This is a genomic window from Streptomyces sp. NPDC002868 (assembly GCF_055563295.1).
In genome coordinates, this window is sequence record NZ_JBVHDR010000001.1 from 330,466 (window position 1) to 345,829 (window position 15,364).

General features: G+C 69.9%; 18 protein-coding genes. 4 read left to right on the plus strand and 14 right to left on the minus strand.

Going from position 1 to position 15,364, the window contains the following annotated elements:
• The first annotated feature begins 43 nt into the window (after positions 1 to 43).
• The gene (locus ACZ3H8_RS01500) at positions 44 to 592 is read left to right on the plus strand and encodes a DUF1697 domain-containing protein (protein ID WP_467396130.1); all 549 of its coding nucleotides are present in this window, start codon (positions 44 to 46) and stop codon (positions 590 to 592) included.
• 21 nt (positions 593 to 613) lie between these two features.
• On the opposite strand, the gene ACZ3H8_RS01505 is transcribed toward ACZ3H8_RS01500, so the two are convergent.
• The gene (locus ACZ3H8_RS01505) at positions 614 to 1,459 is read right to left on the minus strand and encodes an aldo/keto reductase (RefSeq protein ID WP_467396132.1); all 846 of its coding nucleotides are present in this window, start codon (positions 1,457 to 1,459) and stop codon (positions 614 to 616) included.
• 36 nt (positions 1,460 to 1,495) lie between these two features.
• Between ACZ3H8_RS01505 and ACZ3H8_RS01510 the strand changes: the two genes are divergently transcribed.
• The 3 genes from ACZ3H8_RS01510 (at position 1,496) to ACZ3H8_RS01520 (ending at position 3,870) form a co-directional block, all read left to right on the plus strand.
• Positions 1,496 to 2,506 (plus strand): ketopantoate reductase family protein, encoded by a 1,011-nt coding sequence (locus tag ACZ3H8_RS01510; protein ID WP_467396136.1) that lies wholly within the window; start codon positions 1,496 to 1,498, stop codon positions 2,504 to 2,506.
• 78 nt (positions 2,507 to 2,584) lie between these two features.
• A complete protein-coding gene (locus tag ACZ3H8_RS01515) occupies positions 2,585 to 3,205 on the plus strand; it encodes a mycothiol-dependent nitroreductase Rv2466c family protein (RefSeq protein ID WP_467397884.1) in 621 nt (206 codons plus the stop codon).
• 80 nt (positions 3,206 to 3,285) lie between these two features.
• Positions 3,286 to 3,870, plus strand: a complete 585-nt coding sequence (locus ACZ3H8_RS01520) for a TIGR03086 family metal-binding protein (RefSeq protein ID WP_467396138.1) — start codon at positions 3,286 to 3,288, stop codon at positions 3,868 to 3,870.
• 34 nt (positions 3,871 to 3,904) lie between these two features.
• On the opposite strand, the gene ACZ3H8_RS01525 is transcribed toward ACZ3H8_RS01520, so the two are convergent.
• The 13 genes from ACZ3H8_RS01525 to ACZ3H8_RS01585 all read right to left on the minus strand — a co-directional run bounded on the left by ACZ3H8_RS01525 (position 3,905) and on the right by ACZ3H8_RS01585 (position 15,363).
• Positions 3,905 to 4,651, minus strand: a complete 747-nt coding sequence (locus tag ACZ3H8_RS01525; protein ID WP_467396140.1) for a sirohydrochlorin chelatase — start codon at positions 4,649 to 4,651, stop codon at positions 3,905 to 3,907.
• An 8-nt stretch (positions 4,652 to 4,659) separates the two neighbouring features.
• Positions 4,660 to 5,565 (minus strand): ABC transporter permease, encoded by a 906-nt coding sequence (locus ACZ3H8_RS01530; RefSeq protein ID WP_467396143.1) that lies wholly within the window; start codon positions 5,563 to 5,565, stop codon positions 4,660 to 4,662.
• Positions 5,552 to 6,352, minus strand: a complete 801-nt coding sequence (locus ACZ3H8_RS01535) for an ABC transporter ATP-binding protein (protein WP_467396145.1) — start codon at positions 6,350 to 6,352, stop codon at positions 5,552 to 5,554. The genes ACZ3H8_RS01530 and ACZ3H8_RS01535 overlap by 14 nt, the downstream gene beginning before the upstream one ends.
• A gap of 33 nt (positions 6,353 to 6,385) precedes the next feature.
• Complete coding sequence (locus ACZ3H8_RS01540) at positions 6,386 to 7,501, minus strand: aliphatic sulfonate ABC transporter substrate-binding protein (protein WP_467396147.1); 1,116 nt, start codon at positions 7,499 to 7,501, stop codon at positions 6,386 to 6,388.
• A 219-nt stretch (positions 7,502 to 7,720) separates the two neighbouring features.
• Positions 7,721 to 9,061, minus strand: coding sequence for a sulfate adenylyltransferase subunit 1 (locus tag ACZ3H8_RS01545; protein WP_467396149.1), 1,341 nt, complete (start codon positions 9,059 to 9,061; stop codon positions 7,721 to 7,723).
• Positions 9,062 to 9,063: 2 nt separating this feature from the next.
• Positions 9,064 to 9,999 (minus strand): sulfate adenylyltransferase subunit CysD, encoded by a 936-nt coding sequence (cysD, locus tag ACZ3H8_RS01550; RefSeq protein WP_467396151.1) that lies wholly within the window; start codon positions 9,997 to 9,999, stop codon positions 9,064 to 9,066.
• Entirely contained in the window at positions 9,996 to 10,580 is a 585-nt protein-coding gene (cysC, locus tag ACZ3H8_RS01555; protein WP_467396153.1) for an adenylyl-sulfate kinase, read from the minus strand. Before cysC ends, cysD begins: the two co-directional genes overlap by 4 nt.
• On the minus strand, positions 10,562 to 11,266 hold the full coding sequence (locus ACZ3H8_RS01560; protein WP_467396155.1) for a phosphoadenylyl-sulfate reductase: 705 nt from the start codon (positions 11,264 to 11,266) through the stop codon (positions 10,562 to 10,564). The genes cysC and ACZ3H8_RS01560 overlap by 19 nt, the downstream gene beginning before the upstream one ends.
• Positions 11,263 to 11,442 (minus strand): hypothetical protein, encoded by a 180-nt coding sequence (locus tag ACZ3H8_RS01565; RefSeq protein ID WP_467396156.1) that lies wholly within the window; start codon positions 11,440 to 11,442, stop codon positions 11,263 to 11,265. Before ACZ3H8_RS01565 ends, ACZ3H8_RS01560 begins: the two co-directional genes overlap by 4 nt.
• Positions 11,439 to 13,136, minus strand: a complete 1,698-nt coding sequence (locus ACZ3H8_RS01570) for a nitrite/sulfite reductase (protein ID WP_467396158.1) — start codon at positions 13,134 to 13,136, stop codon at positions 11,439 to 11,441. The genes ACZ3H8_RS01565 and ACZ3H8_RS01570 overlap by 4 nt, the downstream gene beginning before the upstream one ends.
• A gap of 115 nt (positions 13,137 to 13,251) precedes the next feature.
• The gene (locus tag ACZ3H8_RS01575; protein ID WP_351448512.1) at positions 13,252 to 13,335 is read right to left on the minus strand and encodes a putative leader peptide; all 84 of its coding nucleotides are present in this window, start codon (positions 13,333 to 13,335) and stop codon (positions 13,252 to 13,254) included.
• A gap of 96 nt (positions 13,336 to 13,431) precedes the next feature.
• Entirely contained in the window at positions 13,432 to 13,998 is a 567-nt protein-coding gene (locus ACZ3H8_RS01580) for a GNAT family N-acetyltransferase (RefSeq protein WP_467396160.1), read from the minus strand.
• A 66-nt stretch (positions 13,999 to 14,064) separates the two neighbouring features.
• Positions 14,065 to 15,363 carry a helix-turn-helix domain-containing protein gene (locus ACZ3H8_RS01585; protein ID WP_467396162.1) on the minus strand — a complete coding sequence of 433 codons (1,299 nt, stop codon included), beginning with the start codon at positions 15,361 to 15,363 and terminating at the stop codon, positions 14,065 to 14,067.
• Position 15,364 lies beyond the last annotated feature (1 nt).

The window sequence follows — 15,364 nt, forward strand, 5'->3', positions numbered from 1 at the left end:
GTGCCCTCCCCCACGGGGCGCGGCGGCCGTCCTATGGTGTGCCATGACCACGAGGTATGCGGCACTCCTGCGCGGAATCAACGTGGGCGGGCACAAGAAGGTGCCGATGGCCCAACTCCGCGAACTGCTCACGGAACTGGGCCACGGCGACGTCGCCACGTATCTGCAGAGCGGCAACGCCGTCTTCACCAGCGACTCGGACGACGAGAACGCCATCTGTGCCGCGTTGGAACGGGCCATCGAGAAGCGATTCGGCTTCGGCGTCGACTGCTTGGTACGCAGCGGTCCGTATCTGCGCGCGGTGGCCGAGGCGTGCCCCTTTCCCGCCGCCTCGCTGGAGGGCAAGCAGCTGCACGTCATCTACTTCTCGGAGCTGGTCGGTCCCGAGCGGCTCGCGTCGATCGACGCGGCGGCGTATCTGCCCGAGGAGTTCCGGCTCGGTGACCGGGCGCTGTATCTGTACGCGCCGAACGGCCTCGGCCGCTCCAAACTCGCCGAAGCGCTCGGAAAACCGAGCCTGTTCAGGGGCACCGTCGCCACCAGCCGCAACTGGAACACCGTCGTCAAACTGGTGGAGCTGACGCGTGAGTGAAAACTGATCGCCGAAGGCCGATCACCGAAGGGCGGCGAGATCCTCCTCCGAGAGCCGGATCGCGGCCGCGTCCAGGTTCTCCTCCAGATGCGCGAGCGAGCCGGTGCCCGGCGTCGGACACAGCACCGGGGAACGGTGCAGCAGCCAGGCCAGCGCGATCTGCCCCCTGCTCGCACCATGCCGAGCGGCGACCGCGTCCAGCGCCGCCGCGGCCTCGCCCGTCAGCGCCCCGTTGGCAAGCGGGAACCACGGCAGGAACGCCAGGCCGTGCGACTCGCACACCTCAAGCACCGCCTCCGACTCGCGGTCGATCAGACTGAAGCGGTTCTGCACCGAGGCGATCGAGTCGGTCTCGGCAAGGCCCAGTGCTTCCTTCAGCTGCTCGACGGTCACCGTGTCCAGACCGATGTGCCGGATTTTGCCCTCGTGCCTCAACTCGCCCAGTGTGCCCAGCTGTTCGGCCAGCGGCACCTCGGTATCCAGCCGGTGCAGCTGATACAGATCGATTGTCTCCGTACGCAGCCGGCGCAGACTGGCCTCGCACATCGCGCGCAGTTGCCCGGGCCGCCCCGCGATGTGCCAGGCGCTGTCGCTCGTACGCACCACCCCGCCCTTCGTCGCGACGACCAGGTCCGCGGGGTACGGGTGCAGCGCCTCAGCGACCAGCTCTTCCGCGAGACCCGGGCCGTAGTTGTCGGCGGTGTCGATCAGCGTGACTCCCCGCTCGACCGCCCGCCGCAGCACCGCGACGGCGTCTGCACGCTCGCCGCGCGGCCCCCAGTAGCCGGTGCCGGTGAGCTGGGCCGTGCCGTAACCGAGCCTTCGCAGGGCCGGCTCCCCGACGAGCCGGAGACTGTCCACGATCATGGCTGGACGGTATCCGACTGTGCGAGTCTCATACGCATGCGCTACATCATCATTGGGGCAGGGGCGGTCGGCGGCACCATTGGCGGGCGGCTGGCCGAGGCGGGGCACGAGGTGGTGCTCGTCGCACGCGGCGCGCACTACGAGGCACTGCGCGACGGCGGTCTGCGCCTGACCACACCCGACGGCAGGCACACTCACCGGCTGCCCGTCGTCGAAGGACCGCAGCAGCTGGGCGAGTTGCGCGAGGACGATGTGCTGGTACTGGCCGTCAAGACTCAGGACAGCACCGCCGCCGTCGACACCTGGGGCCACCGGCCGGTGGCGGGCGGCGGCACCGCGGCTGAGCGCCTGCCGCTGGTCTGCGCCCAGAACGGTGTGGCGAGCGAACGTATCGCGCTGCGCCGCTTCCGCCGTGTGTACGGCATGTGCGTGTGGCTGCCCGCCACCTATGTCGAGCCGGGCGCGGTCTCCGCCGCGGGCGCCCCGCTCACCGGCATTCTGCACATCGGCGGGTACCCGTCCGGCACCGATGAGACCGCCCACCGCATCTCCGGCGATCTGGAGAAGTCGCGGTTCGAAGCGCCGGTCGTCCCGGACGTGATGCGCTGGAAGTACGCCAAGCTCCTCGGCAATCTCGCAAACTCCATCGAGGCCGTCACCGGCCTCCTCACCGGTGAGGACGGGCGTGCACTCTACCGACGGGCCCGCGCGGAGGGCGAAGCCGTGCTCGCGGCCGCGGGCATCGAGGCCGCCGGCGAGGAGGAGCAGAAGCGGACCCGCGCCGAGAAGGTCCGGCTCGAGCCCCTCTGCGGCTCCGAGCGCGGCGGCGGCTCGTCCTGGCAGTCGCTCAACCGCGGCACCGGCACGATCGAAGCCGACTACCTCAACGGCGAGATCGCCCTGTTGGGCCGACTGCATGGCGTTCCGACGCCCGTCAATGACGCCCTCCAGCGCGTGGCGAACAGTTTCGCCCGCGAGCGCAGGGCAGCCGGCTCGATGTCCGTCGCCGAGCTGACCGCGCTCGTCGACGCCGAAATGGACCACTGAATCAGCTCGTGAGTGGCCCAGGATTCCGGGCCACTTGATGGCTAGCCTCAAGGCATGACCACCGACATGACCACTGACATGACCACTGAGAAGAACAACATCGCAGTCGATCTCTGGTTCGACCCCGCCTGCCCCTTCGCCTGGATTACCTCCCGCTGGATGCTGGAGGTCGAGCGGGAGCGCGACATCGCGCTGAACTTCCGGCCGATGAGTCTGTATCTGCACAACATCGGCAATGAACTGCCTCAGTGGTACCGCGAGTTGGTCGACAAGTCGATCGGTCCTGTACGAGTGGCGGTCGCCGCGGCCGAGCAGCACGGCGACGCGATCCTGCGCGGCCTCTACACCGCCTTCGGCACCCGCATCCACGAGCGCAAGATCGAGGACTTCGACGAGGTCATCGCCCAGTCCCTGGCCGAACTCGGCCTGCCCGCGTCACTCGCCAAGGCGGCGCACGACGAGTCGTACGACGAAGCGGTGCGCCGCAGCCACGACGCGGGCAAGGACCCGGCGGCCGACGCCTATGTCGGCACGCCCACCATCCATGTCGACGGCACGGTCTGGTTCGGCCCGGTGCTCAACTCCATCCCGCGCGGCGAGGAGGCGGCGCGGCTCTTCGACAGCTTCCGGGTCATCGCCGGACACCAGGACTTCTTCGAGCTGAAGCGCACGCGCACCGGCAGCGTGAACTTTGGCTGACGGGGGGACCGGCCCGCCCGCCGACCGGCCGTCGCGTTTGTTCAAGACCCGGCCCCGCGCCCGTCCCTAAGGTGCCGGGCATGGACATGGACAGCGTGTACCCCTACCTGACCGAGTGCGCGAGCGAAGCCTCCCGCATCGCCCGCGGCGTCACCGCCGACCAGCTGTCCGCGCCGACGCCCTGCAAGGAGTGGGACGTCCGCGGACTCGTCAGCCATCTCGTCCTCTACTCGTCCCACGGCCTCGAACACCGCGCCCTGCGCAAGCAGCTCCCCGACGGGCTCACCAGTCGCGACTTCACTGCCGGCGCCGACTGGGCCGAGCAGTACGCGGCCCAGCTGGACTGCGCCCTCGCCGCCTGGTCCGACCCGGCCGTCTGGGAGGGCGAGGTGGACCTGGGCTTCACCTCGATGCCCGCACCCGAGATCGCCTCGCTGATCACCAAGGAACTTGCCGTCCACGGCTGGGACCTGGCCCGCGCGACCGGGCAGCGGTACCGGATCTCCGACGATGCCGCGGCGCTGGTCCTGTCCGTCGTCGACGAGCACGCCGAGGTCTACCGTCAGTACGGCGGCTTCACCGATCCCCTACCGCTGCCGGACTCGGCCCCTGCCTTCGAGCGCGCCCTGGCCGGCTCCGGCCGCGACCCGCGCTGGACGCCCTAGCAGCCGCGCTCGGCCCGCCGCGCTCAGCCGCCGCTCAGCCTGTCGCCGCGACCCGCTCCTCGACCCGCGCCTCGTCGAAGCGCCGCAGCAGCAGCCGCGCCAACTCCGGTGCCGCGCCAAGGACATCGGCGATGACGTCCGCCTCGCGGGCCCCGGCGGCGATACGGTCCGGGAGGCGGCCGGGAGCGATGACGTACGGAGCCACCGCCACCCGGCGGACGCCCTCGGCCCGCAGTTGTCGTACCGCGTCCTCGGTGCGGGGAAGGGATGCGGAGGCGAACGCAGGCCGCACGGCGCACCAACCGGTGTGCCGCAGCTCCCGCGCGATTTCAGCGATCACTGCGATCGCCTCCGGGTCTGTGGAGCCCGCCGAGGCCAGTACCAGGCCGGTCGAGCACTTACGGGACGGGGCGAGCCCCGCCTCGTACAGCCGTCGCTCCAGGGCGGAGCGCAGCAGCGGCGAGGGGCCGAGGACCTCGGCCTGGCGAATCCGCAGGCGCGGCAGGCGCGCCGACGCCTCGTGCAGTACGGCGGGGATGTCGGCCTTGGCGTGGAAGGCGCGGGTCAGCAGCAGCGGCAGCGCGACCACATCCTCGACGCCCTCGGCGGCCAGCCGCTCCAGCACCCGCGGTACGGCGGGAGCGTTGAAGTCCAGGAAGCCCGTCTCCACGCGCAGCCCCGGCCGCAGCCACCTGGCCCGCTCCACCAGGGCGTGCACGGTCGCGGCATGCCGCGGGTCGCGGCTGCCGTGGGCGATGACGAGGAGGACAGGGCTGCGCATGGCGGTGCTCAGTTCCTGACGAGGAGACCGCGGCTGCGCAGCACCCGCCGCTCCAGCGGGCTGAAGATCAGCAGGTCGATGGCGATGCCGACGATCAGGATGAGGATGATGGCGAGGAGTACGCCGGGCATGTCGGCGTTGTTGCGCCCGTTCTCCAGCAACTGGCCGAGCCCCAGGCCCAGATCGGGCGACGACGCGATGATCTCGGCGGCCATCAGCGAGCGCCAGGAGAACGCCCAGCCCTGCTTGAGGCCCGCCAGATAGCCGGGCAGCGCGGCAGGCATGACCACGTGCCAGATGCCCCGGTAGCCGGTGGCGCCCAGCGTCCGGCCCGCCCGCAGGAACAGCGGCGGCACCTGGTCCACTCCGGAGACCAGCCCGTTGGCGATCGAGGGGACCGCGCCGAGCAGGATCACCGCGTACATCATCGAGTCGTTGAGGCCGAGCCAGATCACCGCCGGAGCCACCCAGGCGACCGAGGGCAGCGCCTGGAGGCCGGAGAGGATCGGTCCGATCGCCGCACGGACGAACTTCACCCGGGCGACGAGCAGTCCGAGCGGGGTACCGATGGCGAGCGCCAGCAGAAAGCCGAGCAGGCCACGCGAGACGCTGGTCCAGACGACATCGAGCAGCGTGCCCTGCACCCACTGCTCGGCCGCGCTGTCCCACACCGCGGACGGGGCGGGCAGCTTGTAGTCCTCGGTGACCTTCGCCCAGACCAGCACCTGCCAGACGACCAGCACGAGGGCCACGGCCAGGATGGGAGGCAGCACCTTCTGCAGCAGCACCTGGTGCACCGGGGTGCGACTGACCTGTACGGCGTCCAGTGCGTCCAGGCCGGCTTCGAGGCCGGCGAGGTCGTCGGCCTTCGTGCCTGCCTTTGCGACGTCGTCGCGAACCTCAGTGCTGGCCATGGCGGCGGATCTCCCCACGCAGTTGTTCGGTGATCTCGACGGACAGCTCCGCGACGTCGGCGTCCTCAATACGGCGCGGCTGCGGGATGTCCACGGTCCACTCGTGCGCGATCCGGCCCGGCCTGGAGGACAGCAGCACCACACGCTCGGCGAGCCGCACGGCCTCGCGGACGTTGTGGGTGACGAACAGGACCGAGACGTTCGTCTCGCGCCAGATCCGCGTCAGCTCGTCGTGCAGGACGTCCCGGGTGATGGCGTCGAGCGCGGCGAACGGCTCGTCCATCAGCAGCAGTTCGCTGTCCTGCGCCAGCGCACGGGCCAGCGCCACGCGCTGGCGCATGCCGCCGGAGAGCTCGTGCACCCGCTTGCCGTACGCGCCCTGGAGCCGTACCAGCTCAAGGAGACGCTCCGCTTCCGCGCGCCGCTCGGACTTGGCGACGCCGCGCAGCCGCAGCGCCAGTTCGATGTTCTTGCCCGCGGTCAGCCACGGGAAGAGTGCGTGCTCCTGGAACATCAGGGCGGGCCGCCCGCCGGGGGTCTCGATGGACCCCGCGGTCGGGCGGTCGAGCCCCGCGACAAGGTTGAGCAGGGTGGACTTACCGCACCCCGACGCCCCCAGGAGGGTGACGAACTCGCCCGGCGCGACATCAAGGGTGATGTCGTCCAGCACAAGCTGCCGCCCGGACGGACCGCCGAAGGACTTCGAGACATGCTCGATACGGGCGGCGTGCGTCACCGCGGCACGGTCATCGGCCTGGGCCTTGTCCTTGGTGAGGGTGGTGGCCATGGTCGTCACCTCCTGGGAACGTGGGCGGGTGGACTACTTGACGCCGAGACCGGCGTCGGCGACCTCGGGCTGCCCTGCGGCCTTGAGCACCTTGTTGAGGAGCGTCAGGTCGTAGATCCCCTTCAGGTCGGGCTCCTTCAGCAGACCGGACGCGACCGAGTGCTGCGCCTGCCTGTTCAGCGTGGCGGCCAGCGGGTCATTGGTGATCTGGATGCTCGGCCAGGCCAGGTCGATGACCTTGGCGGGGAGCTCCTTGCCGGTCTCCTCCTTGAGGGCGGCATTGGCCGAGGCCTTCGCCCTGTCCGGGTTGGCGTTGATCCACTCGTTGGTCTTCACGGTGCCGCGCAGTACGGCCTCGACGACGTCCGGGTGCTCCTTGAGGAAGCTCTGCTTCACGATGATGTTCGTGATCACGAACTTCTTGTCGGGCCACAGGGTGGACTCGTCGAGCAGCACCTTCGCGCCCTCGGAGACCAGCTTGGACGCGGTCGGCTCCGGCACCCAGGCGCCGTCGATGGCACCGGACTTGTAGGCGTCCGGGGTCACCTTGTTGTCCGTGCGAACCACGGAGACGTCGCCCTTGCCGCTCTGGGCGTCGACCTTCCAGCCCTTCTCGGAGATCCAGTTGAGGAAGGCGACATCCTGGGTGTTGCCCAGCTGCGGGGTGGCGATCTTCTTGCCCTTGACGTCGTCCAGGGTCTTGATCTTGTCCGGGTTGACGACCAGCTTCACGCCACCCGATGCGGAGCCGGAGACGATCCGCAGGTTCTGGCCCTTGGCCTTCGTGTAACCGTTGATGGAGGGGGAGGGGCCGATGAAGCCGATGTCGATGCTGCCCCCGTTGAGGGCCTCGATCTCGGACGGACCGGCGTTGAAGGCCTGGGGGGCCACCTTGGTGCCGCCCAGCTCCTTGGCGATGAGGCCTTCCTGGAGGCCCACCAGAGCGGTGGCGTGCGTGAGGTTCGGGAAGTAGCCGATCTTCACGGTGTCGGCGGAGAGCTTCTTACCGCCGGCGGCGACGTTGGCCTTCTTGCCGTCGTCCTTCTTGGCCTCTGAGCCGTAGCCGCACGAGGCGAGCGCGCCGATCAGCAGCGGCAGCGCGGCGGCCGCGGCGAGGCTGCGGCGCAGGGTGGTACGGGTGGCAGGCACGGGAGGGTTTCCTCTCGGAGGCCCGGTTCTTACGTCACTTCGGACGCGGCCGGGAAGTCGGCAGATCTTCGTTTGCGCAGGGTGCGGGGGGTGCGGGCGCGCAGGCAGTGCGCGTACGTCATCGCGCACATCGCGCGACCCCGCCCGTGCCCGCGCCGAGGGCGCCGCTGCCGACGCGGCCGCCCTCCTTCGCGAACGTCGCGTAGAAGTCGGTGGACATCAGAAGTCCCACCCCTCGTCGTCTGTCACCTGCACGGCCTCGGCAGTCGCGGTGAACGAGTCCCCCGCCATGCCGGCCGCCAGCGTGGTGCCGTCCGCGGGGTCGATCAGCAGGAACGACCCGGTACGGCGGGAGTCGGCGTACGAGTCGAGCGCGAGCGGCTCGGCGGTACGGATCTTGACCCGGCCGATGTCATTGGCGACCAGCTGCCCGGGGTTCGGGTGCTGGGACAGGTCGTCGAGGGTCAGCCGGGACGGGATCTCCTTGACGATCGCCTTGACCGTGCGGGTGGTGTGCTTGAGCAGCACCCGCTGGCCGACGGCGAGGGGCTGGTCCGCGACATGGCAGACGGTCGCCTCGACGTCCTGCGTGGTCGCGGGCGCGTCGCCGCTCGGCACGATCAGGTCGCCCCGCGAGATGTCGATGTCGTCCTCGAGCAGGAGCGTGACGGACTGCGGGGTCCAGGCGATGTCCACCGACTCGCCGAGCAGGTCGATCCCGGTGATCTTCGACGTGTGGCCCGCCGGCAGGACGGTCACCTGCTCGCCGACCCGGAACGTGCCCGCGGCGATCTGGCCCGCGTAGCCCCGGTAGTCCGGGTGCTCGGCGGTCTGCGGACGGATCACGTACTGCACCGGCAGCCGGGCGTGGCAGCCCGTCAGATCGTGGCTGACCGGGACCGTCTCCAGGTGCTCCAGCACGGTCGGGCCGCCGTACCAGTCCATGTTCGCGGACGGGTCCACCACGTTGTCACCGGCCAGCGCCGAGATCGGGATCGCGGTGATCTCGGGGACGCCCAGGGAGGCGGCGTAGGCGGTGAACTCCTCTGCGATCGCGGCGAAGACGGGCTCGGCGTAGTCGACGAGGTCCATCTTGTTGACGGCGAGGACGACATGCGGGACGCGCAGCAGGGCGGCGACGGCGGCATGGCGGCGGGTCTGCTCGACCACGCCGTTGCGGGCGTCGACCAGCACGACGGCCAGCTCGGCCGTGGACGCGCCGGTGACCATGTTCCGGGTGTACTGCACATGCCCGGGGGTGTCGGCGAGGATGAACCGCCTGCGCGGCGTGGCGAAGTAGCGGTACGCGACATCGATGGTGATGCCCTGCTCCCGCTCGGCCCGCAGACCATCGGTGAGCAGCGCCAGGTCGGGCGCCTCCTGGCCGCGGCTGGCGGAGACCCGCTCGACGGCCTCCAGCTGGTCGGTGAGGACCGACTTGGAGTCGTGCAGCAGCCGCCCGACGAGGGTGGACTTGCCGTCGTCGACGGAACCGGCGGTGGCGAAACGCAGCAGGGTGGTGGCCGAGATCCCGGCGAGTTGCTCGGTCGTGTTGGTCATGGCTAGAAGTACCCTTCGCGCTTGCGGTCTTCCATCGCGGCCTCGGACATCTTGTCGTCGGCGCGGGTCGCGCCCCGCTCGGTGAGCCTCGATGCGGCGATCTCGGTGATCACGGCGTCCAGCGTGGTGGCGTCGGAGTCGACGGCGCCGGTGCAGGACATGTCGCCGACGGTGCGGTAGCGCACCAGCCGCGTCTCGACGCTCTCGGACTCCTTCGGGCCACCCCACGCACCGGCGGTCAGCCACATGCCGGAGCGCTGGAAGACCTCGCGCTCGTGCGCGAAGTAGATCTCGGGCAGCTCGATCTTTTCGCGCTCGATGTACTGCCAGACGTCCAGCTCGGTCCAGTTGGACAGCGGGAAGACTCGCACATGCTCGCCGGGCGCGTGGCGGCCGTTGTAGAGCTGCCACAGCTCGGGCCGCTGCCGGCGCGGGTCCCACTGCGAGAACTCGTCCCGCAGCGAGAACACCCGCTCCTTGGCGCGCGCCTTCTCCTCGTCCCGCCGGCCACCGCCGAAGACCGCGTCGAACTTCTCGGCCTGGATCTTCTCGGTGAGCGGCACGGTCTGCAGCGGGTTGCGCGTCCCGTCGGGGCGTTCGCGGAGCACACCACGGTCGATGTAGTCCTGTACGGAGGCCACATGGAGCCGCAGCCCATGTGCGGCCACCACTCGGTCGCGGTACTCGAGCACCTCGGGGAAGTTGTGCCCGGTGTCCACATGCAGCAGCGTGAAGGGGACCGCTGCCGGCGCGAACGCCTTCAGCGCCAGATGCAGCATGACGATCGAGTCCTTGCCGCCCGAGAAGAGGATCACCGGCCGCTCGAACTCGCCCGCCACCTCGCGGAAGATGTGCACCGCCTCGGACTCCAGAGCGTCCAGGTGCGACAGGGCGTAGGGGCTGTCAGTGCCCTCGTGAACAGTGGCGGCGGTCGTCATGCCAGGCCCCTCTCGGTGAGCAGCGCGTGAAGTGCCGCCGCGGACTCCTGCACGGTCTGGGTGTGCGACTCGATCCGCAGATCCGGGTTCTGCGGCTCCTCGTACGGGTCGTCGACGCCGGTAAGACCGCTGATCTCGCCGGCCGCCTGCCTGGCGTACAGACCCTTCACATCGCGTACGGAGCACACCTCCACCGGAGTGGCGACATGCACCTCCAGATACGCGGTGCCCTCGGTCTGGTGGCGCTTGCGGACGGACTCGCGGCTGTCCTCGTACGGGGCGATCACCGGCACCAGCGCCTTGATGCCGTTGGACGCGAGGAGTTCGGCGACGAAGCCGATCCGCTGGACGTTGGTGTGTCGGTCCTCGCGGCTGAAGCCGAGGCCCGCGGAGAGGAATTCGCGGATCTCGTCGCCGTCGAGCACCTCGGTCCGGTGGCCGTCGGCGCGCAGCCGGTCCGCCAGCTCGTAGGCGATGGTGGTCTTGCCCGCGCTCGGCAGACCGGTGAGCCAGATGGTGGCCCCAGTCACGTGCTTCTCCCGCTGCTTCTCGTCGTCGTTCATCAGCCGTGCAGCCCGCATTCGGTCTTTCCCCGGCCGGCCCAGCGGCCGGCGCGTGCGTCCTCGCCCTCCAGCACCCGGCGGGTGCAGGGCGCGCAGCCCACGGAGGCGTAACCGTCCATCAGCAGTGGGTTGGTGAGGACGCCGTGTTCGGCGACGTACGCGTCCACGTCGTCCTGCGTCCAGCGGGCGATCGGCGAGATCTTGACCTTCTGCCGCTTCTCGTCCCAGCCGACGACCGGAGTGTTCGCCCGGGTCGGGGACTCGTCGCGGCGCAGGCCCGTCGCCCACGCGTCGTACCCGGTCAGGCCCTCTTCGAGCGGCTTGACCTTGCGCAGCGCGCAGCACAGGTCGGGGTCGCGGTCGTGCAGCCTGGGGCCGTACTCCGCGTCCTGCTCGGCCACGGTCTGCCGCGGGGTGAGCGTGATGACGTTGACGTCCATCACCGCGTCCACGGCGTCCCGGGTCCCGATCGTCTCCGGGAAGTGGTAGCCGGTGTCGAGGAAGACCACGTCGACCGGGCTGCCGCCGGGGAAGACACGGGAGGCGAGATGGGCGACCACCGCATCCTCCATCGAGGACGTGACGCAGAAGCGCGGCCCGAAGGTGTCGGCCGCCCACTTCAGAATGTCCAGGGCGGAGGCCTCTTCGAGGTCCCGCCCGGCCTGCTCCGCGAGCTCTTTGAGGTTGGTCTGAACCACCGTCATATCTCGTTCCCTCCACCGTCATTGCGCTGAAGTCCCCGGGTCAGCAGACCGAGGAACTTCAACTGGAAGGCTCGATTGCACGCCGCGCATTCCCATGCGCCGTGGCCCTGCTCGTTCGGACGCAGGTCCTCGTCGCCGCAGTACGGGCAGTAGAAGGGTGCAGCCCTCTCGCTCACGACAGAGCCTCCTCGGACGCACGCGCCGCCCAGGTCGCGAAGCGCTCGGCGTCCTCGCGCTCCGCCTGGAAGCGCTTGAGGACGCGCTCGACATAGTCCGGCAGCTCGGCCGAAGTGACCTTCAGACCGCGGACCTTGCGGCCGAAGCCGGCCTCCAGGCCCAGTGCGCCGCCCAGGTGCACCTGGAAGCCCTCGACCTGGTTGCCTTCGTCGTCCAGCATCAGCTGGCCCTTGAGACCGATGTCCGCGACCTGGATACGGGCGCAGGCGTTGGGGCAGCCGTTGATGTTGATGGTGATCGGCTGGTCGAACTCGGGGATGCGGCGCTCGAGTTCGTCGATCAGCGAGGCACCACGGGCCTTGGTCTCGACAATGGCCAGCTTGCAGAACTCGATGCCGGTGCAGGCCATCGTGCCGCGCCGGAACGGCGACGGGTTGACCCGCAGGTCCAGCGCCTCAAGACCGGCCACCAGCGACTCGACCTGCGACTCCTCGACATCGAGCACGATCATCTTCTGCTCGACGGTGGTACGCAGCCGGCCCGAGCCGTGCGCGTCCGCCACCTCGGCGATCTTGGTGAGCGTGGCGCCGTCGACCCGGCCGACGCGCGGTGCGAACCCGACGTAGAAACGTCCGTCCTGCTGCCGGTGCACACCGACGTGGTCGCGCCACTGCTGTACGGGCTGCGCCGGGGCGGGCCCGTCGATCAGCTTGCGCTTCAGGTACTCGTCCTCGAGAACCTGGCGGAACTTCTCGGCGCCCCAGTCGGCGACCAGGAACTTCAGGCGTGCGCGGGTGCGCAGCCGCCGGTAGCCGTAGTCGCGGAAGATCGAGATGACGCCTTCCCAGGCGTCCGGGACCTCGTCCAGCGGCACCCAGGCACCGAGGCGCACCCCGAGCTTGGGGTTGGTGGACAGTCCGCCGCCGACCCAGAGGTCGAAGCCGGGGCCGTGCTCCGGGTGTTCGACACCGACGAAGGCGATGTCGTTGATCTCGTGGGCCACGTCCAGCAGCGGGGAGCCGGAGATCGCCGTCTTGAACTTGCGGGGCAGGTTGGAGAACGCCTTGTTGCCGATGAACCGGCGGTGGATCTCCTCGATCGCCGGAGTGCCGTTGACGATCTCGTCCGCGGCGATCCCGGCGACCGGCGAGCCGAGGATGGTGCGCGGCGTGTCGCCACAGGCCTCGGTCGTCGACAGGCCCACGGCCTCAAGACGGTTCCAGATCTCCGGGACGTCCTCGATGCGGATCCAGTGGTACTGGACGTTCTGCCGGTCGGTGATGTCGGCGGTGCCGCGCGCGAACTCCTGCGAGATCTCACCGATGACGCGCAGCTGCTCGGTGGTCAGCCGGCCGCCGTCGATGCGGACGCGCATCATGAAGTACTTGTCGTCCAGCTCCTCCGGCTCCAGGATCGCGGTCTTGCCGCCGTCGATCCCGGGCTTGCGCTGGGTGTAGAGCCCCCACCAGCGCATCCGGCCGCGCAGGTCGGCGCCGTCGATCGAGTCGAAGCCGCGGTGGGCGTAGATCGTCTCAATGCGTGTCCGCACATTGAGACCGTCGTCGTCCTTCTTGGTCTGCTCGTTGGCGTTCAATGGCGTCATATGGCCAACGGCCCACTGGCCCTCGCCGCGGTGGCGTCCGGCCTTGCGGCGGGGCGTGGCGGGGGCGGGCTTTTCGGGGGTGGCGGCCATGGCGGTATGTCCTTCGAGACTGCAGGAGGGCGGCTCTCAGCTGCACACTCGCGTGGGGGCGCGGCGGTGCGCAGGAGGTTCAACGGGGTGTGGAATGCTCGGCTGTGCTGGTCTTTCAGCAGACCGGACAGATGGCGCTGGACATGCGGCCGAGGTCGACGTGCCGCCGACTCACCAAGGCAATTCCAGCTCGAGACATGACGGAAGCGTGTCACGGCGATCCGACGGCAGTCCACCGTTATCCAGAATGTGGACAACACCGTCCTGCATCGCGAGACGGTGTGTTGCCCGTCACTCAGCGGTGAGCGCCGGGCCAGGGACCGGGAGCGGCTGATTCGGACTCCTCTTCGACCACTGTGTCGAAGAGAGTGAAGCCGCGTCGCAGATAGTTGTCCATGGCGTGCGGGCCGTCCTTGGAGCAGGTGTGCAGCCACACCCGCTTCGTCGGCGGCAGCCCCGGCCATCGCTCCGCCAGGTCCCAGGCCCTGGCGACCGCGTACGAGAGGAGATGGCCGCCGATCCGCCGGCCCCGGAACGACGGGATCAGCCCGAAGTAGACGATCTCGACGGAGCCGCCGTCCTGCGCCTGAAGCTCCGCATAGCCGGCCGGGGTGCCCTTCTCGTACGCCACCCAGGTCTCGGTGCCCGGCCTGGCGAGCAGCTCCTCCCACTGTGCGTACGTCATGCCGAGCCGGTCGTTCCATTGGACGTCACCGCCGACGGCCGTATACAGAAAGCGGCTGAACTCCGGGGACGGCACCTCGGCGCGGACGATCCGCACATCCCTTTCGGGCCCGGCGGCCGACCGCAGATCCGCGGGCGAGGTCTGTTCCAGGGACCAGGTGGTCACGGTGATGCTCATGCCCGCCAGGAAATCACGGCGCCTTGATCAGGCCAAAGCCGCGTCCGTGGATCACTGAGGACCGGATCATTGAGCATCGGACCATTGAGGATCGCGGTGGGCGCGGCGCACAGCCGGGGCCGTGGAGTGCGGCAGCAGCTCGGCCGGCTGCTCCGGCCGCACCAGCTCCACCTCGACGTCCTCGACGAAGCGGTACGGGCGGTGTGCGAGGACCGGCGCCAGATGCCGCCGCAGCCGCGACATCTCGGCCCGTACCGTCCCCGTCCGTGTCCCGTCCCCGAAGATGTCCTGCGCCAGCTGCACGGCGCTGCGCCCGTCCCGGTGCAGCGCCAGCACATACAGCAGCTCGGCATGGCGGGGGCTGAGCTCCTGCACCCAGCTGCCCGCGTCGCCCGAGACGGTGACCGAGGGCCGCCGGGATCTGCTCAGATCCAGCACCACCCGGGCCGGCGCCGCCGCGGAACGCTCCTCGTCCACCCGCACCAGCCAGCCGCCGGGCAGCGGCTCGACCGTGCACATGCCGAGCGAGGGGAGCCAGAGCCGGTCGCCGCCGATGGACTTCGGCAGCGGCAGCCGCCCGGTCGGCGGCATGCCGGTGACCGCGGCGGGCCAGCCGTTCACGTCCACGGCCAGTGCCCGGCCGGCCAGCCTCGCGAGCAGCGGGGCCGCCACACCGCGCAGCCGGTCCAGCGCCGCGAAATGCCGGTTGCGCAGCTCGGCCTCGGCGAGCCGGGTGACCGAGGTGACCAGCGAGAGGGTCGCCGGATGCATGGTGGACACCGGTCCGCTGATGTCGACGACACCGATCAGCCTGCCGTCGCGCGGATCGGTGACCGGCGCTCCCGCACAGGTCCAGTTGTGGTTGGCGGAGACGAAGTGCTCGGCGGAGTGAACCTGGACCGGCCGCCGGGAGACGAGGGGGGTGCCGATGCCGTTGGTGCCGACCAGATCCTCATTCCAGTCGGCCCCCAGTACGAAGCCGTGCGAGTCGCCCTTGCGCAGCACGGTGGCCTTGCCCTCGCGCCAGAGCAGCTTTCCCTCGGTGTCCGCGACGACCATGATGTGCTGTGCCGCCTCGGCGATCGACACCAGACCGTCCCGCAGGACGGGCAGCACCTCCCGCAGTGGCGAGGCGTGCCGGCGGCGTTCCAGCTCCTCCAGCGGCAGCAGCCCGGCCCTTCGGCCCCGGTCGGGATCCAGGCCCCCGCGCAGCATCCGCTGCCAGGATTCCCCGATGTCCGCCCGCGGGCCGACCCGGGACGGGCGGCCGTTGAGCGTGGCGTCCCGCACTCCCTTCAGCAGTCGGGCGGCCTCCGCGCTGTCCATGGCGGCGAGTCTGGCCAGGTCGAGTGATGTCGTTTGCACT